Genomic DNA, 21,111 nt, shown 5'->3' on the forward strand with positions numbered 1-21,111 from the left:
GGCGGGTCAGCGGCGGGTCGAGTTGGCGCCGCGGCCGCGGGTGATGCCGACGAAGGCCTGGGTGCGGTCGTCGTCGCGCTCGACGAGCCAGACCAGCCCGATGGAGGTGGGCTCGAGGTCGGTGACGGGGCGGGTCACGACGTCCTTGCGGGCGTGGAGCCGGGCCACCGACATCGGCAAGATCACGACGCCGGTGCCGGCGGCGACGGTCTCGACGGCGTCGGCCGGGGTCATCGGCGGCCAGGCGAGCTGCTCGACGGCCGGCGTCCAGCCCGAGGCGTGGGGGAGGACCAGCTGCTCGTCGACGAGGTCGGCCAGGGTCACGCCCGCGTCGTCGGCGGCGGCGACGAGGTGGTCGCGGCCGGCGACCACGACCGGCACCTCGTCGTAGAGCGTCACGCAGTGCAGGCCGTCGCGGTCGACGGGCAGCCGCACCAGCGCCATGTCGAGCTCGCCGGCGCGGACGCCGTCGAGCTGCTCGGACTCAGCGACCGGCACGAGCTCCAGCGGCTCGCGGTGGCGCTCCCGCCAGGTGCGCGCCCACTTGTCGGGGGTGGCGCCGGTCACGAAACCGAGGCGGAGCGTCATGGGTGAAGTATCGCGGGACGCGTCTCGCGTACGTTCGTCGCATGCGCGTCCTCGTCACCGGAGCCACCGGCTACGTCGGGTCCCGGCTCGTGCCGTCGCTCCTGTCGGCCGGCCACGACGTCGTCGTCAGCGCCCGTGACACCGGCGGCCTCGACCGGTTCGCGTGGGCCGACCGCGTCGAGCGGCGTCACCTCGACGTAGAGGACACCGTCTCGGTCCACCTCGCGGTGCGCGACCTGGACGCCGTCTTCTACCTGGTGCACTCGATGGGCGCGGGGGAGTTCCTCAAGCGCGACCGCGACGCGGCCGAGAGCCTCGTCGCCGCCTGCGACTACGCGGGCACCGGTCGCATCGTCTACCTCTCCGGCCTCGTCCCCGACGTACCGGCCGAGGACCTGTCCGACCACCTCCGCTCGCGGCTCGAGGTCGAGGAGATCCTGCTGGCCGGCCCGACGCCGACCACGGTCCTGCGCGCGTCGATGGTGATCGGCGGTGGCTCCATGTCGTTCGAGGTCATGCGCCGGATGACCGAGCGCCTCCCGGTGCTGACGCTGCCGATCTGGATGACGAGCCGGATCCAGCCCATCGCGGTGGAGGACGTGGTCCGACTGCTCACGGCGGCGCTCGACGGCGAGCCCCGCAACCGCTCCTACGACGTGGGCGGCGACGAGGTCCTCACCTACGCCGAGCTGCTGTCACGCTTCGCCACCGCCGCCGGGCTCGAGCGGCCCCAGGTGCCGCTGCTTTTCGCGCCGGTGGGCGTCGTCGGCGAGGGCGTCGCGCTGCTCACCGGCATCCCGCGCTCGACGATCCGCGCGCTGGTCAAGAGCCTGACGCACGACATGGTCTGCCGCGACGACGACGTGCGTCAGGCCCTCTCCCCGGGCGTGCCCTACCTGCCCCTCGACCAGGCGCTGTCGCGCTCGCTCGCCGGCGACACCGCGGCCACCTCCGCCGACGGCGACGTCCAGGGCGAGGCGGCCAGCGATCCGGACTGGGTCGGTACGACGATCAGTTGAGCGGGCGCATCGTGTCGGGCACGCCGCCGCCGGCGTGCACGGCCTCGACCAGCTCGGCGAGTGCCGTCAGCGCGACGCGCTGCGACATCGGGCCGTAGGAGACGCGGGCGACGCCGAGCTCCTCGAGCCGCGCCAGGGAGGGCGTCCCGGGCAGGCCGATCGTCGTCAGCCGCTGTGGGCCGAACGCGTCCACCAGCGTGGCGACCGCTTCCTCGTCGAGCGGGGCCGGCACGAAGACGACGGGCGCGCCGGCGTCGAGGAACGCCTTGCCGCGGGTGACGGCCTCCTGGAGCGGGTTGTCGGCGCCCTTGACGAACGCGTCGGTGCGGGCGTTGAGCACGAAGTCGGGCACGCCCTCGGCCGCCGCGGCCGCCATGACCGCCTCGACCTGGGCCGCGGCCTCGGCCAGCGGCTTGAGCTGGTCCTCGATGTTGGCGCCGACGACACCGACGCCGATGGCCTTGCGCACGGTCTCGGCGGCGTCGCCGTAGCCGCCCTCGAGGTCGGCGGTGACCGGCAGGCTGGTGGCCGCCACGATCCGGCGCACCTCCTCGATCATCTCGTCGACCGGGATCTTCTCGCCGTCCTCGTAGCCGCGGGAGGCGGCGATCGAGTGGCTGGCGCTGGCCAGGGCGAGGGTGCCGGGGATGTCGGTCACGACGGTCGCGCTGATCGAGTCCCACACGTTGACGACGGTGAGCAGGGCGGGGTCGCGGTGGAGCCCGAGGAGGCTCGTGGCGAGGCTGGCGGTGCTGGTCTCTGAGGTCATGACACCGAGCATGTCAGGCTGCCTGAACAGCCTGGATATGACCGATCTCTACAGATCGTGCATCTTTCATGTCATATTCGGGCATACTGTAGGAGTGGAAACATCACGAGAGCCAGCACAGGTCACTCCGGACCTCCGTGTCAGGGCCAAGAACATCGATGCCGTCCTGGTCGGCACCCGTATCAAGCTCGCCCGTCAGCGGGCCGGGCTGACCCAAGGTGAGGCCGCCGGCGACCACATGTCGACGGCCTACATCTCCCGGATCGAGGCGGGCCAACGGCGCGCCAGCGCCGATCTCCTGGTCGCCCTGGCCAACCGGCTGGACTGCGACCCCGAGGAGCTCCTGGCCCCCGACGAGGACGTCGCCGCACGAGAACACTTCGACCGGCTGACCCTCGAGCTCGACTACGCCGAGCTCGACCTGCGCACCGGCCAGGCCGAGGAAGCGCTGACCCGCGTCGACGCTCTGCTCGCCGAGTCCGACGTCCCGACGTCGCTGACGGTCAAGGCGCGCTTCGTCCGGGGGCAGGCACTGGAGTCGATCGGTCAGCTCACCACGGCGATCAAGACGTTCGAGGACCTGCTCACGCTGAGCACCGACGCGCTCTTCCGCATCCGGGCGCTCCTCGCGCTGAGCCGGTGCTACCGCGAGGAGGGTGACCTGGCCCGCGCCTGCGAGATCGGCGAGCGTGCCTCGGTGCTCGTCAGCGCAGCCGACCTCGAGGGCAGCGCCGAGGGCATCCAGCTCGCGGTGACCGTCGCCGCCGCCCACTTCGAGCGGGGCGACGTCAACTTCGCCCTGCGGATGTGCGAGCGGGCGGTCGAGAGCGCCGAGCGTCTCGAGTCGCCGATGGCCCGGGCCTCGGCCTACTGGAACAGCAGCATCGTCCACCAGCGCCAGGGCAACATCACCGACGCCCTCCCGCTGGCCCACAAGGCGGTCGTCCTGCTCGAGCAGACGCACGACGCCCGCAGCATGGCCCGGCTGCGCAACCAGCTCGGTCTCCTGCAGCTGCAGATGGATCCGCCGCAGGTTGACGAGTCGCTCGCCAACCTCGAGCGAGCGCGGGTCGACATGGAGTTCAACGACGCCAGCACGGTCGACCTCGGGCGCAACCAGCTCGGTCGCGCGCGGTGTCGGCTGCTCATCGGTGATGCCGAGGAGGCCGAGCGCCTGGCGGAGGACTGCTTCCAGAGCATGCGTGAGACCAGCCTGATGTTGAGCGCCGAGGCGCTCACGGTGCTGGGTCAGATCGCCGCGACGCGCGGTGAGGTCGACACAGCAGTGGGCAGGTTTCAGCGTGCTCTGGTCGTGCTCGAGGGTGTCGGCGCCGATCGCGAAGCGGCTCAGCTCTGGTTCGAGCTGGCCAACCTGCTCCGCGAGTACGGGGCTGTCGACCAGGCGATGGAGGCGTTCCGCAAGGCGGGCGCCTCGACCGGTCTGACCCCATCGTCGATCCCGACGGCGCGAGTCGCGCCGACCATGGGCTAGGAAAGGAGATTTCCTAGCGGGTCAGCAGCACCAGCTGGAGCCGCCCACGTTCTTGGCCGGGGCCTTCGCCTCCGTCGCGGTACCCGTCGACACAGCTCCTCCGACGAGGGCCGTGGCGAGCAGGGTCGAGACGAGGAGGGCGCGGAACTTCGACATGGGTTTCTCCCTTGGTGAGGCTGGCCGCTTTTGGCCTGCCTGAGTGGTCGTTACATTCTGTCAAAGAAAATGGCAAACGTCCCCGTTTGCGGACGAGAATATGAGGCTTTTTATGGAAAGGACGTTCTCGGCGCATACTTCCGACGCCTCATCTGCCTCATCTGTCCCAACAGTCACGTCTGCCCCACTTTCGTCTAGACGACTCGACGTCTGCCCCCGGGAACGCCCGTTCGGGCAGGACTTCCTGACGACCTCTCCGTCGCCGACCCTGGGTCTCGACGGCAGCTACGAGGTGCCGATCCGGCGCCGTTCCCGCCCCGGCCCGGTCCGGCGCCCGGGGTCGCGTCGCCGACGGCAACGGCCGAGCGCCGCCGGCGCGGCGAGGCTCGTCGCGACTGCCGCCTTCGTGGCCGTGGGGATCACGAGCACGGCCGCCCTCGTGCAGACGGTCGAGGGCCACGGATCGCCCGCAACGACGACGAGCCCGGCGGTCCCGCCGACCGGTGGCTTTGCCGTACCGGCCGACCGGATGGACGAGACGTTGCTCGAGCTGCTCGACCCCAGCACGGGCGCGTCGGCACAGGCCGTGCCGCGCGGCGAGCAGACCCGCAGCCTCCGCGAGCCGGGCCGGCTCCGTCGCGCCGTCCAGACCGGCGCCGTCCTGCTGGCGACCCCGGGCGGTCCGGCGCTGGTCCGGGTGGAGGTACGCCGGGCCACCGCCTCGGAGTGCGTCCTCGCCTCGTGCGTCGAGGTGGTCCGGGCGACGGGCGCGGCGCCCGCCCCGCCCTCGGTCACCGCGACCGTCGTGAGTGCTGACGTCGAGGTGCGGGCCCAGGCCTGGGCCGGGCCTCACTCCGACGGTCCGCCGACCCTCGCCCGCCCGCCGCTCACGGCCGAGGCGCTCGTACGGCTGGCCGGCGACCCGGTCTGGCGACGATGACGACGCCGATGAGGGCCGGCGTCTGACGCTTGGGGACACAGGAAGGCCCGGCCCCCAGTGGGAGGAGCCGGGCCGTCCTGTGATCAGGCGCTAGCGGTCAGCGGACGTCGTAGCGGTCGAGCTCCATCACCTTGAGCCAGGCGGCCACGAAGTCGTGGACGAACTTCTCGGAAGCGTCGGCGCTGGCGTAGACCTCGGCGACCGCACGCAGCTCGGAGTTGGACCCGAAGACGAGGTCGACCCGGCTCCCGGTCCACCTCACCGCACCGGTGGCGCGGTCGCGGGCCTCGAACCCGTCGTCGTCGCCGTCGATGCCGTGCCACTCGATCCCCATGTCGAGCAGGTGGGTGAAGAAGTCGTTGGTCAGCGTGCCGACGCGGTCGGTGAGCACGCCCTTGGCGTTGTCACCGGTGTTGGCGCCCAGGACCCGCAGGCCGCCGACGAGGGCGGTGAGCTGCGGGGCGGTGAGGCCGAGCAGGTTGGCCCGGTCGACGAGGCGGTACTCGCCGGGAAGACGCCCGTCCTTGCCGAGCACGTTGCGGAAGCCGTCGGAGTCGGGCTCGAGGAAGCTGAACGACTCGACGTCGGTCTGCTCCTGCGTCGCGTCGGTGCGACCCGGCGTGAACGCGGCCGTGACCGGGTGTCCGCCGTCGGCCGCGGCCTTCTCGATCGCGGCCAGACCGCCGAGGACGACGAGGTCGGCGAAGGACACCTTCTTGCCGCCGGAGGCGGCAGCGTCGAAGTCGGCCTTGACCTGCTCGAGGGTCGCGATGGTCCGTGCCAGCTCGTCGGGCTCGTTGACGGCCCAGCCGCGCTGCGGCTCGAGGCGGATGCGGCCGCCGTTGGCGCCGCCGCGCTTGTCGCTCACGCGGTGGGTCGAGGCCGAGGCCCAGGCCGCCTTGACGAGCTGCGGGACCGTGAGGCCCGAGGCGAGGATGGTCGCCTTGAGGGAGGCCACGTCGGCGTCGTCGACGAGCGGGTGGTCGACCGCGGGGACGGGGTCCTGCCAGAGCAGCACCTCGTCGGGGACCCACGGGCCGAGGTAGCGCTGGATCGGGCCCATGTCGCGGTGGGTCAGCTTGAACCAGGCGCGGGCGAACGCGTCGGCGAACTCCTCGGGGTTCTCGTGGAAGCGACGCGAGATCGGCTCGTAGATGGGGTCGACGCGCAGCGCGAGGTCGGTCGTGAGCATCGTGGGACGGCGGTTGAGCTCGCCGCTCTCGGGGTCGGGGATCGTGTTGGCGGCCTCGTCGCCCTTGGCCTCCCACTGCCAGGCACCGGCGGGGCTCTTGGTGAGCTCCCACTCGTAGCCGAAGAGGTTGTCGAAGTAGCCGTTGCTCCATTGGACGGGCGTCGAGGTCCAGGTGACCTCCAGGCCGCTGGTGATCGTGTCGCGGCCCTTGCCGGAGCCGAAGCCCTGCTTCCAGCCGAGGCCCTGCTGGTCGATGCCGGCCCCCTCGGGCTCGGCGCCGACGTACTGCTCGGGGTCGGCCGCACCGTGGGTCTTGCCGAACGTGTGGCCGCCGGCGATGAGCGCGACGGTCTCCTCGTCGTTCATCGCCATGCGGCCGAAGGTCTCGCGGATGTCGCGGGCCGAGGCCAGCGGGTCGGGGTTGGCGTTGGGGCCCTCGGGGTTGACGTAGATGAGCCCCATCTGGACCGCGCCGAGCGGCTTCTCGAGCTCGCGGTCACCGGTGTAGCGCTCGTCGCCGAGCCAGGTGCGCTCGGGACCCCAGTAGACGTCCTCGTCGGGCTCCCAGACGTCGGGGCGGCCGCCGGCGAAGCCGAAGGTCTTGAAGCCCATCGTCTCGAGGGCGCGGTTGCCGGTGAAGACCATGAGGTCGGCCCAGGAGACCTTGGCGCCCCACTTCTGCTTGATCGGCCACAGCAGCCGGCGGGCCTTGTCGAGGTTGCCGTTGTCGGGCCAGGAGTTGAGCGGCGCGAAGCGCTGCATGCCGGCTCCGGCTCCGCCGCGACCGTCCTCGGTCCGGTAGGTGCCGGCGCTGTGCCAGGCCATCCGGATCATGAAGCCGCCGTAGTGACCGAAGTCGGCGGGCCACCAGTCCTGGGAGTCGGTCATCAGCGCGTCGACGTCGCGGGCGAGCTCGTCGAGGTCGACGGTCGCGAAGGCCTTGGCGTAGTCGAAGTCGCCGCCGAACGGGTCGGAGGACGCCGTGTGCTTGCGCAGGATCTTGAGGTTGAGCTGGTTGGGCCACCAGTCGGTGTTGCTGGCGCTCTCGGTGGGGTGGCCCATCCGGCCCCCGTGGACGGGGCAGCCGGCGGCGCCCTCGGTGTTCATGTCGGCTTCGACGGTCTCGTGGTCGTGCTGGGACACGGGAGTCCTTCCGGAGTAGGGGTGTCGGGATCAGCGGGACGTGCAGGCGGGGCAGGTGCCCCAGTAGATGACCTCGGCCTCGTCGATGACGAAGCCGTGGGAGTCGGAGGCGTCGAGGCACGGCGCCTCGCCGACGGCGCAGTCGACGTCGCCGACGACGCCGCACGAGCGGCACACCACGTGGTGGTGGTTGTCGCCGACGCGGGTCTCGTAGCGCGCGACCGAGCCGGACGGCTGGATGCGGCGCAGGATGCCGGCCTCGGTGAGCGCCCTCAGGACGTCGTAGACGGCCTGGTGGGAGACGACGCCGATGTCGGCGCGGACCGCCTCGAGCACTGCGTCGGTCTCGGCGTGCGGTCGGGCGGTGACGGCCTCGAGCACGGCCAGCCGGGGGCGGGTCACCCGGAGCCCGGCCTCGCGCAGGAGCCGCGCGGGTTCGGTCGCGGGAGTGGTGGGCACGTCATCGACCCTGCCCCCTTTTCTTGAACTAGTCAAGAAAACGATCGAGGTGTGTCGGGACCCGAGATGAACAAAAGGCCCCGTGGAGCCGGGGCCTTCTGAGTGTCCGAGGGGGGACTTGAACCCCCACGCCCTAATACGGGCACTAGCACCTCAAGCTAGCGCGTCTGCCAATTCCGCCACCCGGACGAGTGCGGTCGAACGTTAGCAAGGCAACGCCCGACGGACCGCATCGGGGGTGGTGCGGACAGGTGCCAGGATGGGGGACATGGACGCCGACGCCACGAGCCCGACGTACGACCCGGCCGGAGAGGTCGTCGACCTGTGTCGCGACCTCATCCGGATCGACACGAGCAACTACGGCGAGCCCGACGGCCAGGGCGGGCCGGGGGAGCGCAAGGCCGCGGAGCTGGTGGCCTCGCTCCTCGACGAGGTCGGCATAGAGTCGCGGCTCTACGAGACGACCCCCGGTCGTACGTCGGTCGTGGCGCACTGGGGCGGTGACGGCGCACGCACCGACAAGCTGCTGCTGCACGGCCACCTCGACGTCGTCCCGGCCGCGGCCGACGACTGGCAGGTCGACCCGTTCAGCGGCGAGGTCCAGGACGGCTACGTCTGGGGTCGCGGCGCGGTCGACATGAAGGACTTCGACGCGATGCTGCTGTCCGTCGTGCGGGCCCGCCAGCAGGCGGGCGCGGTGCCCGAGCGGCCGATCGTCCTGTGCTTCACCGCCGACGAGGAGGCGGGCGGCCACCACGGCGCCGAGCAGCTCGTCGATCAGCACCGCGACGAGCTCGAGGGCTGCACCGAGGCCGTGGGTGAGGTCGGCGGGTTCTCGACGACGGTGCGCGGCAAGCGGCTCTACCTGATCGAGGCGGCCGAGAAGGGCATGGCCTGGATGAAGCTGACCGCTAAGGGCCGCGCGGGACACGGCTCGATGATCAACACCGACAACGCTGTCACGCGGCTCGCGGGAGCGGTGGCGAGGATCGGTGCCCACGAGTGGCCCGTGCGCCTCACGCCCACCATGGAGGTCCTCCTGGCCACCGTCGCCGACCTCGCCGGCACCGAGGCGACGCCGGAGAACGCACCAGCACTTATCGAGGAGTTCGGCGGCGCCGCCCGGATGCTCGGCGCGGTCATCCGCAACACGGTCAACCCGACCCAGCTCGGCGCCGGCTACAAGGTCAACGTGGTCCCGACCGACGCCACCGCTCACGTCGACGGGCGGTTCCTGCCCGGGTTCGAGGACGAGTTCTTCACGACGCTGCGCGAGCTGTGCGGCGAGGGCGTCGAGTGGGAGTTCCTGTCGCACCAGCAGCCGTGGGAGACGCCCTACGACGGTGACCTCGTCGGGGCCATGACGCGCTCGATCCTCGCCGAGGACCCGGAGGGCGTCGTGGCGCCGTACACGATGAGCGGCGGCACCGACGCCAAGCACTTCCGCAAGCTGGGACTGCGCTCCTACGGGTTCGCCCCGCTGCGGCTGCCGGCCGACCTCGACTTCACCGCGCTGTTCCACGGGGTCGACGAGCGGGTCCCGGTCGACGCGCTCGAGTTCGGTGCGCGCGTCTTCGACCGGTTCCTACAGGACGTCTAGCAGGAACCCGACGGCGCCGGTGTAGGCGTCGACCCGGTTGGGCCGCTTGGCCAGCCCGTGGCCCTCGTCGGCATAGACCCTGAGGTCGCAGCGGATCCCTCGCTCGTCGAGGGCGGCCTTGATCTGCTCGGCCTCCGACAGCGGGACGCGCGGGTCGTTGGCGCCGTGGATGACGAAGAGCGGTGCTCTCAACGCGGCGAGGTGGGTGAGCGGCGAGGCGCTCTCGAGGAAGTCGCGGTGCTCGGCGAGCGAGCCGTACTCGCGCTCGCGGTAGGCCCGGCGGTAGTCGGAGGTGTTCTCGAGGAACGTCACCAGCGACGAGATGCCGACGATGTCGACGCCCGCTGCCCACAGGTCGGGCTGCATCGTGAGCCCGGCCAGCACCATGTAGCCCCCGTAGGAGCCGCCCCACAGCGCCGATCGCTCGGGGGCGAGGCCCTGCTCCGGCAGCCAGGCGTGGACCGCCGCGAGGTCGGCGACGGAGTCGAGGCGCAGCTCGACGTCGTCGAGGGCGTACCAGCGCTTGCCGTAGCCGGTCGACCCGCGCACGTTGGGCACCAGCACGGTGAGGCCGAGCGAGCAGAGCACCTGCGTCATCGCGCCGAAGGAGCGGTAGGCCGCCGACTCGGGTCCTCCGTGGATGACGACCACGCTCGCGCCGGCCAGGGCCGGGTCCGAGCCGGGGGCGGGCGGGTAGCGGAAGAGCGGGACCTCCTCGCCGTCGGGCGTCGGGACCCGGTGGAGCGTCGGGGTGACGAGGCCGTCGCGCAGGTCGTCGGGGACGTCCTCGGTCGCGTCGACCAGCAGCCGGGCCGCGCCGGTGGCGGCGTCGACGAGGTGGAGCGAGCCGGGGTCGGTCGGGCGCGAGGTGGTGACGACGAGGTGGGCGGCGTCGCGGGCCCAGACGACGTCGGCCAGCCCGTCGTCGGGCACCTCGACGCGGCAGCGGAACGCGCCGTCGGGCTCGTGGATCGCGAGCCGCACGGCTCCGTCGTCGAGCGTGCCGACCACCAGGGCGGAGCCGTCGGGGGCGGCCCAGAGGAGCACGTCGTGGGCGTCGTCCTCGACGAGGACCTCCCAGGACCCGTCGGCGAGGCCGAGGCGTACGACGGCTGCGTGCTCGCGGTCGCGGTTGCTCGTGAGAACCACGGCCGTGTCGTCGGCGGTGAAGGTCGCGTGGTGGTGGAGGGCGGCCTCGTCGTCGGGCGTGAGGAAGCTGGTCGCTCCGTCGCGGGCCAGCCCGAGTGCCGTCGCGTTGGGCTGCAGCGTGAGCACCACGGCGACCACGGACCGCTCGTCGTGGGAGAGCGACGTACGGACGACGTAGGCGCCGGCGTCCCAGACGACCTGCTCGGAGCCGTCGACCCACGAACGCACGACCACGTCGAAGTCGACGCCGTTGCGGCGGTTGGTGTCATAGACGAGGGAGGTCGCCGTGATGTCGCCGACGTGGTGCATGAACGCCGGGTCGTGCACGAGCGGCGCGAGGTCGACGAGCCCCGCGGGCAGCGCGGTCGCCCCGAGGTCGAGCAGGGACAGCTGCGCCCGCTCGTCGCCGCCGGTGTCGTGCTGGACCACGACTCGGCGTGCGCCGGGCACGTAGCGGCCCGAGCAGCTGCCGGGGAGCGCCGTCAGCGGGGTGCGCGTCCCGTCGGGGGCGATCTCGACGAGCTGCTGGCTGCCGGACGCGTCGTTGCCGGCGAGCACCCGGCCCGCCTCGTCGACGTCGTGGACCGTCCAGACCGTGAGGTCGAGGAGGGCGCGGATGATGGCTGCGGGGTCGGTCACGCCCTCAGTCTCGCGCCGTGGTGGTCAGGTCGTGGTCAGGCGGTGCGGACGGCGCGGATGATCTTGCGGCGCAGCACCACCCGGCGTACGCCGTCGGCGCCGATGCGGACCCGGTCGAGCTCCCAGCCGCCGTGCTCGGCGCGCTCGACGAGCAGCTTGGTGACCACGCCGCGCGGGAACTCGCGCGAGAACGTGACCTTGTCGAACTCCCACTCGACCCCGGGGCGCGGTGGGCGGCGTTCGTGACGGGACATTCAGACGGCTCCTCTCGTGGCGTGGGACACGTCGTCGAGCGCGGCGATGAGCTCGGGCGGCAGCTCCTTGTCCTCGATGTCGAGGGAGCCGCGCAGCTGGTGGGCGGTGCGGGCGCCGACGATGGGCGCCGTGACCCCGGGGCGGTCGCGCACCCAGACGAGCGCGACCTCGAGCGGGGTCCAGCCGAGCCCCTCGGCGGCGCGGGCGACGGAGTCGACGATCCGGGCGCTGCTGTCGTCGAGGTAGGCGTTGACGAACCCGGCGAAGACCTGCGAGGCGCCGCGGGAGTCGGACGGGGTGCCGCCGCGGTACTTGCCGGTGAGCACGCCCCGGCCCAGGGGCGACCACGGCAGGACCCCGAGCCCGAGGGCGTCGCAGGCGGGCAGCACCTCGCGCTCGACGGCGCGGTTGAGCAACGAGTACTCGACCTGGGTCGACGCGAGCGTGGCCCGACCGGGGACGGCGCGCTGCCAGGTGGCGGCCTGCGCGGTCTGCCAGCCGCCGTAGTTGGAGATGCCGACGTAGGACGCCCGCCCCGACGTCACGGCTGCGTCGAGGGCGGTCAGCGTCTCCTCGAGCGGGGTGCGGTCGGACCAGACGTGGACCTGCCACAGGTCGACGTGGTCGACGCCGAGCCGGCGCAGCGACGCGTCGAGCGTGGGCAGCAGGTAGCCGCGGGAGGTGTCGGTGACGCGCTCACCGGAACGGCGGGAGATGCCGGCCTTGGTGGCCAGCACGATCTCGTCGCGCGAGACGACGTCGCCGATTAGGGTGCCGATGAGCCGTTCGGAGTCGCCGTCGGTGTAGCCGGCGGCGGTGTCGACCAGGGTGCCGCCGGCCTCGGCGTAGGCGATCAGCTCGTCGCGGGCCTCGTGCTCGTCGGTGTCGCGCCCCCAGGTCATGGTGCCGAGCCCCAGGCGCGACACCTGGAGACCGGTGCTGCCGAGGGTGCGCTGCTGCATGCCGGAAAACCTAGACGACTCGGTGTGGCGCGGATGCGGGGGCACGCGGGCCGGTGCCCTAGCGTTCTGCCCCGTGTGGGACGTGCTGCAGGCGGTCGTGCTCGGTGTCATCCAGGGTCTGACGGAGTTCCTGCCGATCTCCAGCAGTGCTCACCTGAGGATCTACCCCGAGCTGTTCGGCTGGGGTGACCCCGGCGCCGCCTTCACGGCGGTCATCCAGATCGGCACCGAGCTCGCGGTGCTCATCTACTTCCGCGAGGACATCCTGCGGATCGCCTCGATGTGGCTGCGGTCGCTCGTGAAGCCCGAGCTGCGCGGCCACCTCGACGCCCGGATGGGCTGGTTCATCATCATCGGCTCGCTGCCGATCGTCGTGCTAGGCGTGCTCCTCAAGGACGTCATCGAGAAGGACTTCCGCAACCTGTGGATCATCGCCACGATGCTGATCGTCATGGGCATCGTGCTCGGTGTCGCCGACCGGTTCGGCCGCACCGACAAGGAGATCAAGCAGATCACCCTGCGCGACGCCGTCCTCATGGGCGCCGCCCAGGCCCTCGCCCTCGTGCCCGGCGTGTCCCGCTCCGGCGCCACCCTCTCCATGGGCCGCGCGCTGGGCTACGACCGCGAGGCCGCCACCCGCTACGCCTTCCTGCTCGCCATCCCCGCCGTCGTCGGCGCCGGGCTCTTCGAGCTCAAGGACATCCCGGGCGGCGACAACCCCTACGGCGTGGGTCCGACCGTCGTCGGCACGGTCGTCTCGTTCGTCGTCGGCTACGCCGCCATCGCCTGGCTGCTCCGCTACGTCTCCACCCGCTCCTACACGCCGTTCGTGCTCTACCGGGTCGCCCTCGGTGTCGCGACGTTCATCCTGCTCGGTGTGGGTGTGCTGAACGCCTGACGCGTACGTCGGCTGAGGTGCGAGCGCAGCGAGCCTCGAAGCCACGTGACTTCCGTGGGGTCACTGGTGGTCCGAGTCGGGTGGCCGCGCGCGTAGCAGACCGCGTCTCGGCGTCAAGGACGCTCGCTTCGCTCGCGCCGCTGCGCGGCGCCTGCGGCGTCCTTGACCCCGAGCCTCTCGCGGTCTGCTTCTCGGCGCGCAACGGCGAGGCCTCGCAAGCTCGGCTCGCCGTCGCCTGCGCGGCCATCCGACCCGGCGGTGCGTGAGCCACCGTTCCGGGCGATACGAGGTGCCGGTTCGGTGGCGTGCTCACCGCCCGGGCGGGTCGACGCGGGTGGGCGGTGCGTGAGCCACCGTTTCGCACGATCCGAGGTGCCGGTTCGGTGGCTGGCGCACCGCCGGCCCGGGTCGGGGAGCTCGCGAGGTGAGGTTCTACGACGAAACTCCCGGTTCTGTGCCGAGACTTCGTACGAGAACCGGGAGAAACGTCGGACAAGGGTGACCGGTGGGACGGGTGAGGGCTGTCCGCGCATGGACGAGGGCGCGGCGGAGCCCGCCCTTGTCTGCGCCCTGAAGCGCGCGGACAGCCCGACAACGAATGACCCAGAGCCGAGCAAGACCCACCGAACCTCGGAAAAACCAAGCGCACCCACCCCGGCGCGCCTCCTTGCGAATTACGAGATTGTAGTTCTCAAGAACCCTGGCCGTGGGGCCGATGGTGATGGTGTGATTCATGTGACTCGGCCCCGCGGGGGCCTTCTCGCCCCCCAAAGGAGTCCCTCCATGCCCCGACGAGCCGCTCCCCGCTCGTTCTCCCCAGCTCGACTCGCCGCCGGTCTCGCCGTCCTCGCCCTCTCGCTCGGGACGGTCACCGCCGGCCCGGCCGCGACGGCCAGCGCCGACGACACCCAGAGCACGGCCAGCGGCACCGACGCGGCCCGGGCGCGTACGGCGAGCGCGATCAGCCTCGTCCAGGCCAACCTCTACACGGGCCTGAGCGTGCCGAAGTTCCAGGCCGACGTGCGCACGGTGCTGTCGCTGGGATCCGACTTCGTCACCTACAACGAGGCCCACAGCCGGACCGACGCCGTGATGGCCCCGGCCGGCTACGCGATCTACCGCGACACGACCAACCGCTACACCGCCGAGACCCCGGTCGTGTGGCGCACGGACCGCTGGACGGCCGTGGCGCAGGGCTCCTGGATGATCTCCGACTGGCGCGGCGTGCCGCCCGGCCGGCAGGTCGAGCTCGGCCGCCGCTACGCCAACTGGGTCACCCTGGCCGGCGTCGACGGACGTCAGGTGTCGGTCGTGTCGGTCCACTTCGCCCCGATGGTCAAGGGGATGCCCGACCTGCTGCGTCCCTCGACCAAGCGGCTCGGCCTGCTCGTCGACAAGCTCGCCACCCAGGGTCAGGTCTTCATCGGCGGCGACCTCAACATCCACTACCCGGGGGCCAAGTTCCCGCGGGACATCCTCGAGCAGCACCTGGTCATCCCGACCTACCAGGCGCTCGGCGCCTACTTCCCGACCGGCGACCACCGCGGCGCGACGATCGACTACGTGATGGGCCGCGGCAACGGCCAGCTCGTCACCGACCAGCAGTACCCGGTCGAGCTCAACTCCGACCACGACGCCGTCTACGGCGGCTGGACCTGGTTGACCGACGTCGGCTCCGACGTGCGCGAGGTCGTCAGCGACCCGTCCGGCACCAAGACGGCGCAGCGCGCCGCCATCACGACCCTCGCGACCGCCGTACGGCGGGCCAAGCCGGGTGCCGCCGTCCGGATCGCCACGGCGACGCTCGACTCGCCCCAGCTCGCCCGCGACCTGCGTGGCGCGGTGGCCCGGGGCGTCCACGTCCAGCTGGTCAAGGTCGGCCCCCGCCTCACCCAGCGCGAGAAGACCCTGCAGCGACTGGTGAAGAACGACGGCGACGCGTCGAGCTGGCTCGTGACCTGCACCAAGGCGTGCCGCCCCAAGTGGCGCTCGGCCAAGCTCGGTGCGCTGATGATGACCAGCGACACCAACGGCACCTGGACGACCCGCTACAGCTCCAACCGGCAGCTGACGTCGGCCCTGCTGACCCAGGTCTCCAGGATCACGGTGACGACGGGCCGGTTCGGCATCGACGAGGGCCGACGGATCTTCGCCTCGATCTTCCCCTGACGTCGCTGGGGAACCTCAGTCCTCGGCGACGACCGGCAGGCAGATCTCGCCCTCGTCCTTGGTGATGCGATAGCTCGCCATCACCGCCCGGTGGTCGGAGGCGTTGGTGGGCAGGACCTCCATCCGCAGCGGCGTCACCGCGACGTCGCCGCCGCCGGAGTAGAGCAGGTAGTCGATGCGGACCCGGGGCCGGCCCGACGGGGCCGTCAGGCCTGCCCCGGACCCGACCTCGGTCCACGAGTCGCGCACCACGGTGCGGGCCCGGCCGAGGACGGGTCCGACGGGGCCGGAGTTGAAGTCGCCGCCGAGGAACTTGGGGGCCTTGCTGGCGCCGACGATGCCGGCGACTACAGCGATCTGGCGCTCCCGGTCGGCGCCCGAGGTGTGCTCGAGGTGGGTGTTGAAGACCTCGACCTCGATGCCGCCGAGGTCGATCGTCGTGGCCAGCAGCCCGCGTCGGTGCTTGCCCGGCCGGGCCGGGAGCTGGGTGTTGACCGAGTCGAGGATCGGGAAGCGCGACAGGGTCGCGTTGCCGAGCTGGTTGGTGGCCGAGCGTCGGTCGTTGCCGCCGAAGGTCCACTGCATCTTGAGCTGGTCGGCGAGGACCGCCGGCTCGTCGATGTAGTTGGACACCGGCCGGCCCTTCTCGACCTCCTGCATCATCACGATGTCGGGCTGGTAGACCGCGATCTGGTCGCCGACCTTGCCGATGTCGACCCGGCCGGTCACCCGACCCGACTTGATGTTGAAGGTCATCACGGTGATCGTCTTCTCGGTCACCTGCGGCACGCAGACCGTGCCGTCCTGGCGGATCGTCGGGCTCCCCGAGGGCGTCGTGGCGGGTGCGGACGGGTCGGTCGGGTTGGTCGGGTTGGCCGGCGGTGCGGTCGTGGACGGTACGGCGCCCGTCGAGGTCCCGGACGGGCCGGCCTCCGACGGGTCCGACGCCGGGCCGCCTCCGCCGCCCCCGACCGTCAGCAGCACGACGATCGCCAGGCCCACCAGCACCAGGATCACGGCGGTCGCGGCCGCCGTCGAGCGACTGCTCGGGTCCATGGACGTTCCTCCCGCGGGCTCCGGGGTCGCGCGTGGACCGCCGGCCCTCACGATACGTGGCGCGCCCACGGGCGGAGCCCGAACGCGCCCTACACTCGCGACCGATGAACCCGCCCCCGGAACCCGTCCTCCTGCTCCACGTCGGGGCGATGAAGACCGGGACGACCTACGTCCAGCACCTGCTGCAGGACAACCGGCGCGCGCTCGAGGACGCCGGCTGGTGGGTGCCCGAGCACAAGCGGGTGGTGCAGGCGACGCGCGAGCTCCTCGAGCTCGAGGGTGTCGCGCTCGGGTCGGGCGGCGGTGGCGGCGCGACCCTCGACGGCGCCCCGCGCTGGACGGCGCTGCTCGACGAGGCGCGGGCTCGCACCGCCGAGCCGGGACGCCGCGGGGCCGTGCTGTCGATGGAGTTCCTGAGCTTCATGGTGCCGCGCGGCGCGGCCCTGGTGCGTGAGAGCGCGACGGGCCTCGACCTGCAGGTGGTCCTGACGGTGCGCGACGCCGTCCAGGCCCTGCCGTCGCAGTGGCAGAGCCTGACCCGCAACGGCCAGGACGTGTCGTGGCCCGACTTCGTCGTGGGCGCACGCTCGCCGCGGCAGCGCCCGCCGCTCCCGGGGGCGCGGGCGTTCCGCCGCACCCAGGACGTGCCGCGGATGCTGCGGACCTGGGGCGACGTCGTACCCCCGGAGCGGCTCGCGGTCGTCACCGTCCCCAGGGGACCGGCGGCGTCGCGCGACCTGCTGTGGACCCGGCTGTGCGGCCTGCTCGGCGTCGACCCCGCCACGACCGACGCGACGGCGTTCGACAACCCCCAGCTGGGCTACGGCTCGTGCGAGCTGATGCGCCTGGTCAACGGCGCGGGCCTCGGTGACGGGGGCGCCCCGCGGCCCTACCGCCGGGTCGTCCGCCGCCTCACCCGCGACCACCTGCTGCCGCTGCGCGAGCAACAGACCCGGCCGAGGGTCGACGAGGCCACGGCCGCCTTCGCGGTCGGCCTCAACGCCCGCACCCTCGCGCTCGTCGCCGAGCGGGCGACCCTGGTCGGTGACCCGGCCGACCTGCCGGTGACGGTCGGCGCCGGGCACGACCTCGACGCGGGTGACCTCCCGGTCGCCCCGCCCGCGGTCGAGGTGATGCGCGCCGCCGTCGCCCTGCACGACGGGGCGCTGGCCCTGTGCGCAGAGCAAGGCGTCGACGTGCCGGAGTCACTGGCCGCGCCGCTGCCCGACGACGTGACGGCCGCGGTCGACCGGCTGGCCGCCCTCCTCGCGCTGCCGGTCAGTCGCCCCCGCGACGGTCGGGGCTGATCGCGAGCCGGTAGCGCTCGACGATCGCCGCCACCCGCGGGTCGTCGCTGTCGGCCAGCGGCACCAGCAGCTCCATGACGACGTCGGTGAGCTCGGCGACGCGCAGGTTGAGCGCGCGGCTCTCCTGGACGTCGGCCTCGAGGGCCTCGAGTCGCCGTTCGAGGGCCCTCCGCTCGGTGTCGCGCTCGGTGTCGCGCTCGGTACGCCGCTGCGCGAGCACCCGGCGGGGGTTCAGGTCCATTGCAACACCAATCGGCGCAGGTGGGCGGGCGGGTCGGGGAGGTCGTGGTCGGGGTCGGGTGGGGCCGGGCGGCCCCCGTGGCGGGCGGCCTCGGCGACGAACGCGTCGAGGTCGAGCGGCCGGAGGCCGGTGCGGCGCCCCGCGGGGTCGCGCGCGACGAGCACCTGCAGATAGAGGCGTCCGCCGCCGACGAGGAGCGTGCGGGCCATCCGCAGCAGGTTGGTCCGGCCGGTGGCGTTGGTGGCGTCGGCGACGTGCACCGCCGTCATCACGGTCGGGCCCCGGACCGTGCGCAGCGCCGCCGTCGTCGCCGCGACGGAGCGCAGCTCGGTGAGGTTGCCGAACAGGAAGGTCGCGGGCAGGCCGAGCTTCGTGGACCGGGTGGCGCTCGGGCCGAACGCCTTGGGCACGTAGTCGAATCCGTACGCCGTCCGGCCCTGCTCGGCGGCCCACACGACGTCGGCGCCGGTGCCGCAGCCGGCGTCGACGAGGGTCGTGCCGGCGGGCTCGCGGGCGTGGGCCCAGCGGACGACGTCGCCGACCTCGGTGCGGGTGCGGGCGCGGGGCTGGCCGTAGTGGGGGACCCACACCGACTCGCGCTTGAACCGGTTGCCGCGGAACCACCCGCCGAGCCGGCGCCGGGTGGCCTGCGACGTCTCGAACTTGAAGGCGGGGTCGGGGACCCGCCAGTGCCCGCCGTACATCGCCTCGAGCAGCCGCTCGGGCTCGGCCGGGGCGGGGAAGCGACGCCCGGCGAGCTCGACCTCGCCCAGCGGCCACAGCCACTCGGGGCGCCAGGCCGTCTCGACCTCGCCCATCAGGTGGAGCCGGCCCGCACGCAGGAAGCCGGCGAACACGTCGAGTCCGCGCACCGTGCCGTCGGACTCGCGGACCGCGACCTTCATCGCCGCCCCGCTGTAGCGCGTCACGGTGTACCCCTCGGCGGTCAGCCGTCGCTGCAGCTCGAACGACTCGAGCATCACGTCGACCGGGTGGTCGAGCCGGCTGACGTAGCCGAGGTCGGCGTCGGAGTCGTGGCCGATGAACGTCCCCTCGCGCACGGCGCCGAGCAGCGTGCCGTAGGCGACGAACGGCTCGACGCCCGCGCGGCGCAGCGCGGCGACGACCTCGGTCATGCTGTCGAGGAGCGGCGCCAGCTGCTCGGGGCTGCGCGAGCCGAGGAGCTGGACGAGCCGGAGGTCCTTGTCGAGGGCGAGCGGGTTGCCCCGCGGGTCCACGACGTCGAGCCGGGTGTCCGACGTACCGAAACGGACGTCGGACGACCACAGCGACTCGTCGGCGCCGTGCGCGGCCAGGCTCAGCGTCGTCCGGCCGTCGAGCACCTGGGCGAGGGTGCGCGGCCAGCGCCAGGTGCGCCCGTCGGGCCCGGACCGGGTGTCGCGCAGGGCCCAGAACGAGCCGATCCGCCGGCCGTCGAAGCGGACGTCGAGCAGCACGTCGGCCTGGTCGTCCGGCGTCGCGAACGTGATGCCGTCGTCGTCCGCCGAGACCACCGAGATCGTGGGGAGGTCCGGCACCCGGTCATCGTAGGAGACTGGTGGGGCCGGTGACGTATCTCACCGTCCGCGGCCGCAAGGGGGATGACCCGCGCACCTACGGTGTCCGAGGACAATCCGAGCAACTTCACGACGTACCCGACGACGAAAGGACCCGACGATGGGTCGCCTCTGCGAGACCGAAGGCCTCACCGAAGACCAGACCGAGATCCTCAAGGCGGTCCGGACGTTCGTGGAGGAGAAGATCCTCCCCGTCGCGACCGAGCTGGAGCACGCCGACGAGTACCCGCAGGAGATCGTCGACGGCCTCAAGGAGCTCGGCATCTTTGGGCTGATGATCCCCGAGGAGTACGACGGGCTCGGCGAGTCGCTGCTGACCTATGCGCTGTGCGTCGAGGAGATCGCGCGCGGCTGGATGAGCGTCTCGGGCGTCATCAACACCCACTTCATCGTGGCCTACATGCTCATGCAGCACGGCACCGAGGAGCAGAAGAAGAAGTACCTGCCACGGATGGCGACCGGCGAGGTGCGTGGCGCGTTCTCGATGTCCGAGCCGGGCCTCGGCTCCGACGTGGCGGCCATCAAGACCAAGGCCGTCAAGGGTGATGACGGTGGCTACACGATCGACGGCCAGAAGATGTGGCTGACCAACGGCGGCACCTCGACCCTGGTCGCGACGCTGGTGAAGTCCGACGAGGGCGCCGACTCGGTCTACAAGAACATGACGACCTTCCTGCTCGAGAAGGAGGCCGGCTTCGGCGAGACCGCTCCCGGTCTGACCATCCCGGGCAAGATCGACAAGATGGGCTACAAGGGCGTCGACACCACCGAGATGGTGCTCGAGGGCCACCAGGTCTCCGCCGACCAGATCCTCGGCGGCGAGCCGGGCAAGGGCTTCTACCAGATGATGGACGGCGTCGAGGTCGGCCGCGTCAACGTCGCGGCCCGCGCCTGCGGCATCGCCAACCGCGCCTTCGAGCTCGGCATCGCCTACGCCCAGCAGCGCGAGACCTTCGGCAAGCCGATCGCCGAGCACCAGGCCATCCTGTTCCGCCTGGCCGAGATGGCGACCAAGGTCGAGGCCTCGCACGCGATGATGGTCCGCGCCGCGCGCATCAAGGACAAGGGCGAGCGCAACGACGTCGAGGCCGGCATGGCCAAGTACCTCGCCGCCGAGTACTGCAACGAGGTCGTCCAGGACTCCTTCCGCATCCACGGCGGCTACGGCTACTCCAAGGAGTACGAGATCGAGCGCCTCTACCGCGAGGCCGCCTTCATGCTGATCGGCGAGGGCACCGCCGACATCCAGAAGATGATCATCGGGCGGTCGCTGCTGAAGGACTACAAGCTCAAGGGCTGACGTACGCCGGCACGTCGGCGGCAGGTCGGCTGAGGTGCGAGCGCAGCGAGCCTCGAAGCCACGTCTGATTCGTCGGGTCATTCGTGGTCCGGGTCGGGTGGCCGCGCGCGTAGCAGACCCCGAGCCTCTCGCGGGCTGCAACGGCGCCCTCAACGGCGAGGCCTCGCAAGCTCGGCTCGCCGTCGCCAGCGCGGCCACCC

Annotated in this window: 19 protein-coding genes and 1 tRNA gene; 8 read left to right on the plus strand and 12 right to left on the minus strand. The window is 72.0% G+C overall.

All coding sequences use genetic code 11. The features are described 5' to 3' along the window. Positions 1-6: 6 nt before the first annotated feature. Positions 7-588, minus strand: a complete 582-nt coding sequence (locus Q7T52_RS13130; RefSeq protein WP_304803186.1) for a LysR family substrate-binding domain-containing protein — start codon at positions 586-588, stop codon at positions 7-9. 41 nt (positions 589-629) lie between these two features. Here Q7T52_RS13130 and Q7T52_RS13135 point away from each other — a divergent pair, with 41 nt between their 5' ends. Then, positions 630-1,607 carry an NAD(P)H-binding protein gene (locus Q7T52_RS13135; protein ID WP_304803188.1) on the plus strand — a complete coding sequence of 326 codons (978 nt, stop codon included), beginning with the start codon at positions 630-632 and terminating at the stop codon, positions 1,605-1,607. Here the strand turns inward: Q7T52_RS13135 and Q7T52_RS13140 are convergent. Further along, the gene (locus tag Q7T52_RS13140) at positions 1,600-2,376 is read right to left on the minus strand and encodes an isocitrate lyase/phosphoenolpyruvate mutase family protein (RefSeq protein ID WP_304803190.1); all 777 of its coding nucleotides are present in this window, start codon (positions 2,374-2,376) and stop codon (positions 1,600-1,602) included. The two genes, Q7T52_RS13135 and Q7T52_RS13140, sit on opposite strands and share 8 nt — an antisense overlap. Positions 2,377-2,470: 94 nt before the next feature. Between Q7T52_RS13140 and Q7T52_RS13145 the strand changes: the two genes are divergently transcribed. Further along, positions 2,471-3,868 (plus strand): helix-turn-helix domain-containing protein, encoded by a 1,398-nt coding sequence (locus Q7T52_RS13145; protein WP_304803191.1) that lies wholly within the window; start codon positions 2,471-2,473, stop codon positions 3,866-3,868. Between the two features lie 21 nt (positions 3,869-3,889). Here Q7T52_RS13145 and Q7T52_RS13150 read toward each other — a convergent pair whose 3' ends face one another. Next, on the minus strand, positions 3,890-4,024 hold the full coding sequence (locus Q7T52_RS13150; protein WP_304803193.1) for a hypothetical protein: 135 nt from the start codon (positions 4,022-4,024) through the stop codon (positions 3,890-3,892). A gap of 406 nt (positions 4,025-4,430) precedes the next feature. Here Q7T52_RS13150 and Q7T52_RS13155 point away from each other — a divergent pair, with 406 nt between their 5' ends. Next, the gene (locus Q7T52_RS13155; protein WP_304803195.1) at positions 4,431-4,964 is read left to right on the plus strand and encodes a hypothetical protein; all 534 of its coding nucleotides are present in this window, start codon (positions 4,431-4,433) and stop codon (positions 4,962-4,964) included. Positions 4,965-5,061: 97 nt separating this feature from the next. On the opposite strand, the gene katG is transcribed toward Q7T52_RS13155, so the two are convergent. The 3 genes from katG to Q7T52_RS13170 all read right to left on the minus strand — a co-directional run bounded on the left by katG (position 5,062) and on the right by Q7T52_RS13170 (position 7,947). Then, positions 5,062-7,263, minus strand: a complete 2,202-nt coding sequence (katG, locus tag Q7T52_RS13160; protein WP_304803218.1) for a catalase/peroxidase HPI — start codon at positions 7,261-7,263, stop codon at positions 5,062-5,064. Positions 7,264-7,329: 66 nt separating this feature from the next. After that, positions 7,330-7,758 (minus strand): Fur family transcriptional regulator, encoded by a 429-nt coding sequence (locus tag Q7T52_RS13165; protein ID WP_304803197.1) that lies wholly within the window; start codon positions 7,756-7,758, stop codon positions 7,330-7,332. A 103-nt stretch (positions 7,759-7,861) separates the two neighbouring features. Continuing rightward, positions 7,862-7,947 (minus strand) — tRNA-Leu (locus Q7T52_RS13170). A 79-nt stretch (positions 7,948-8,026) separates the two neighbouring features. Between Q7T52_RS13170 and Q7T52_RS13175 the strand changes: the two genes are divergently transcribed. Further along, positions 8,027-9,358, plus strand: coding sequence for a M20/M25/M40 family metallo-hydrolase (locus tag Q7T52_RS13175; protein ID WP_304803199.1), 1,332 nt, complete (start codon positions 8,027-8,029; stop codon positions 9,356-9,358). Here Q7T52_RS13175 and Q7T52_RS13180 read toward each other — a convergent pair. The 3 genes from Q7T52_RS13180 to Q7T52_RS13190 are packed head-to-tail and all read right to left on the minus strand — an operon-like array spanning position 9,344 to position 12,363. Further along, positions 9,344-11,146 (minus strand): prolyl oligopeptidase family serine peptidase, encoded by a 1,803-nt coding sequence (locus tag Q7T52_RS13180; protein ID WP_304803201.1) that lies wholly within the window; start codon positions 11,144-11,146, stop codon positions 9,344-9,346. The genes Q7T52_RS13175 and Q7T52_RS13180 overlap by 15 nt on opposite strands. A gap of 35 nt (positions 11,147-11,181) precedes the next feature. After that, complete coding sequence (locus Q7T52_RS13185) at positions 11,182-11,400, minus strand: DUF5703 family protein (protein ID WP_304803203.1); 219 nt, start codon at positions 11,398-11,400, stop codon at positions 11,182-11,184. After that, positions 11,401-12,363: an aldo/keto reductase gene (locus Q7T52_RS13190; protein ID WP_304803205.1), complete on the minus strand. Its 963-nt coding sequence runs from the start codon at positions 12,361-12,363 to the stop codon at positions 11,401-11,403. 73 nt (positions 12,364-12,436) lie between these two features. Here Q7T52_RS13190 and Q7T52_RS13195 point away from each other — a divergent pair, with 73 nt between their 5' ends. Further along, entirely contained in the window at positions 12,437-13,261 is an 825-nt protein-coding gene (locus Q7T52_RS13195) for an undecaprenyl-diphosphate phosphatase (protein ID WP_304803206.1), read from the plus strand. 783 nt (positions 13,262-14,044) lie between these two features. Beyond that, positions 14,045-15,430: a hypothetical protein gene (locus Q7T52_RS13200; RefSeq protein ID WP_304803208.1), complete on the plus strand. Its 1,386-nt coding sequence runs from the start codon at positions 14,045-14,047 to the stop codon at positions 15,428-15,430. Positions 15,431-15,445: 15 nt separating this feature from the next. On the opposite strand, the gene Q7T52_RS13205 is transcribed toward Q7T52_RS13200, so the two are convergent. Further along, complete coding sequence (locus tag Q7T52_RS13205) at positions 15,446-16,486, minus strand: endonuclease/exonuclease/phosphatase family protein (RefSeq protein ID WP_304803210.1); 1,041 nt, start codon at positions 16,484-16,486, stop codon at positions 15,446-15,448. A 104-nt stretch (positions 16,487-16,590) separates the two neighbouring features. Here Q7T52_RS13205 and Q7T52_RS13210 point away from each other — a divergent pair, with 104 nt between their 5' ends. Continuing rightward, positions 16,591-17,793 carry a hypothetical protein gene (locus Q7T52_RS13210; RefSeq protein ID WP_304803212.1) on the plus strand — a complete coding sequence of 401 codons (1,203 nt, stop codon included), beginning with the start codon at positions 16,591-16,593 and terminating at the stop codon, positions 17,791-17,793. Here Q7T52_RS13210 and Q7T52_RS13215 read toward each other — a convergent pair. Together Q7T52_RS13215 and Q7T52_RS13220 are read right to left on the minus strand one after the other, a co-directional pair. Beyond that, entirely contained in the window at positions 17,765-18,034 is a 270-nt protein-coding gene (locus tag Q7T52_RS13215) for a DUF6752 domain-containing protein (protein WP_304803213.1), read from the minus strand. The genes Q7T52_RS13210 and Q7T52_RS13215 overlap by 29 nt on opposite strands. Further along, the gene (locus Q7T52_RS13220; protein WP_304803215.1) at positions 18,025-19,572 is read right to left on the minus strand and encodes a class I SAM-dependent methyltransferase; all 1,548 of its coding nucleotides are present in this window, start codon (positions 19,570-19,572) and stop codon (positions 18,025-18,027) included. Before Q7T52_RS13220 ends, Q7T52_RS13215 begins: the two co-directional genes overlap by 10 nt. A gap of 139 nt (positions 19,573-19,711) precedes the next feature. Between Q7T52_RS13220 and Q7T52_RS13225 the strand changes: the two genes are divergently transcribed. Next, positions 19,712-20,911 carry an acyl-CoA dehydrogenase family protein gene (locus Q7T52_RS13225; RefSeq protein WP_304803216.1) on the plus strand — a complete coding sequence of 400 codons (1,200 nt, stop codon included), beginning with the start codon at positions 19,712-19,714 and terminating at the stop codon, positions 20,909-20,911. Positions 20,912-21,111: the final 200 nt, after the last annotated feature.

The sequence above is a fragment of the Nocardioides sp. genome (genome assembly GCF_030655615.1).
In the GTDB taxonomy this organism is placed as follows: domain Bacteria; phylum Actinomycetota; class Actinomycetes; order Propionibacteriales; family Nocardioidaceae; genus Nocardioides.

Coding starts and splice junctions, on each gene's coding strand:
- Q7T52_RS13200 (WP_304803208.1), top strand. CDS start 14,045: ATGCCCCGACGAGCCGCTCCCCGCTCGTTCTCCCCAGCTCGACTCGCC.
- Q7T52_RS13205 (WP_304803210.1), bottom strand. CDS start 16,486: ATGGACCCGAGCAGTCGCTCGACGGCGGCCGCGACCGCCGTGATCCTG.
- Q7T52_RS13135 (WP_304803188.1), top strand. CDS start 630: ATGCGCGTCCTCGTCACCGGAGCCACCGGCTACGTCGGGTCCCGGCTC.
- Q7T52_RS13190 (WP_304803205.1), bottom strand. CDS start 12,363: ATGCAGCAGCGCACCCTCGGCAGCACCGGTCTCCAGGTGTCGCGCCTG.
- Q7T52_RS13175 (WP_304803199.1), top strand. CDS start 8,027: ATGGACGCCGACGCCACGAGCCCGACGTACGACCCGGCCGGAGAGGTC.
- Q7T52_RS13185 (WP_304803203.1), bottom strand. CDS start 11,400: ATGTCCCGTCACGAACGCCGCCCACCGCGCCCCGGGGTCGAGTGGGAG.
- katG (WP_304803218.1), bottom strand. CDS start 7,263: ATGAACACCGAGGGCGCCGCCGGCTGCCCCGTCCACGGGGGCCGGATG.
- Q7T52_RS13130 (WP_304803186.1), bottom strand. CDS start 588: ATGACGCTCCGCCTCGGTTTCGTGACCGGCGCCACCCCCGACAAGTGG.
- Q7T52_RS13210 (WP_304803212.1), top strand. CDS start 16,591: ATGAACCCGCCCCCGGAACCCGTCCTCCTGCTCCACGTCGGGGCGATG.
- Q7T52_RS13215 (WP_304803213.1), bottom strand. CDS start 18,034: ATGGACCTGAACCCCCGCCGGGTGCTCGCGCAGCGGCGTACCGAGCGC.
- Q7T52_RS13140 (WP_304803190.1), bottom strand. CDS start 2,376: ATGACCTCAGAGACCAGCACCGCCAGCCTCGCCACGAGCCTCCTCGGG.
- Q7T52_RS13150 (WP_304803193.1), bottom strand. CDS start 4,024: ATGTCGAAGTTCCGCGCCCTCCTCGTCTCGACCCTGCTCGCCACGGCC.
- Q7T52_RS13225 (WP_304803216.1), top strand. CDS start 19,712: ATGGGTCGCCTCTGCGAGACCGAAGGCCTCACCGAAGACCAGACCGAG.